Here is a 1,021-nt window from a genome sequence, read left to right on the forward strand (position 1 = left end):
TGGGCACTGATGGCATCAAGTTACATGGCCTGCATATTGTGGAAGGCAGTACGATGGCGAAAGCTTGGAGAGCTGGCAGATTAGAAGCTCCTGAATTGGAAGAATATGTTGCGATTGCCAGTGAAATGATTCGTATGACGCCCGCTGATGTTGTGTTTCATCGTGTCTCTTCCGCAGCTCGTCGTCCAACGTTGTTGTCCCCGCTTTGGTGTGAAAACCGTTGGTTAGCCATGACTGAAATTGGTCGCGCATTAAATAAAGATGGCGCTCAAGGCAGCTTAATAGGAAAGCCTTTTATCTACACGAAGCCGGAATTAAAAGCAGATTGCTCAATAAATAACTGATATATTTTTAGCAGTTTGCTTTATAGGTGGAAAAATGGATCAGTTACTTAATTGGCTTTGGAATGGGCAGGAGAGTTATGGATATATTGTCCTGCTATCGATAGTCAGTGCGATTGCGATAGCACTTATCTACTTTCGTTTCCAAAACGCACTTAAGCAGCTTATTACTGATTCGCCTTATCCAGTGCTGGTGCTAGATGCCAGCCATGGACAAATCCTACTTTCGAATCAAGCAGCGATGCAGTTGCTTGGCATTCGATCTCTGGGTACAGGCTTTTTGTACCCAGCCTTGTTTGAGCTTCACAAACTTTCTTCGTTGCTAGATAGTTTTTCCAGTCGCTATTTCCGTCACCAAGTCTTTGATTGGCGTTTATCTGAAAACGAATCTATTAAGGTTGAATTGTCCGGCCGAAAGAGTTTGCTACGTGGTCATCGTGTTTGGATCATGTACGCGCAACCTTATCAAGTCACTTTACAAGAGCAGCAGCAAGAGTTGGCGCAGTTAGAGATGGCGCGCTCAGCGCTAGATTCGCTGTCCGAGTTGATCTGCTTGCAAGATTGCCAAGGTAATTTATTGACGACGAATCGTGCCTTTGACCAGTTTTGGGAGGGGCGACGAGAAGAAGCCATCACTGCAACGGCGAGCCGAGTCGCTACCCGTAAAAGTGAACGCAAAT

At 45.6% G+C, this 1,021-nt stretch carries 1 protein-coding gene and 1 pseudogene; both read left to right on the forward strand.

What is annotated here, in order from left to right; all coding sequences use genetic code 11:
• Nucleotides 1-344, forward strand: a pseudogene (locus R7Q47_RS26710) (TIGR01212 family radical SAM protein); the annotation flags it as partial.
• A gap of 34 nt (nucleotides 345-378) precedes the next feature.
• The coding region (locus R7Q47_RS26715) for a PAS domain-containing protein (RefSeq protein ID WP_318090339.1) at nucleotides 379-1,021 on the forward strand (643 nt) is incomplete at its 3' end.

Source organism: Vibrio sp. Vb0349 (assembly GCF_033338975.1).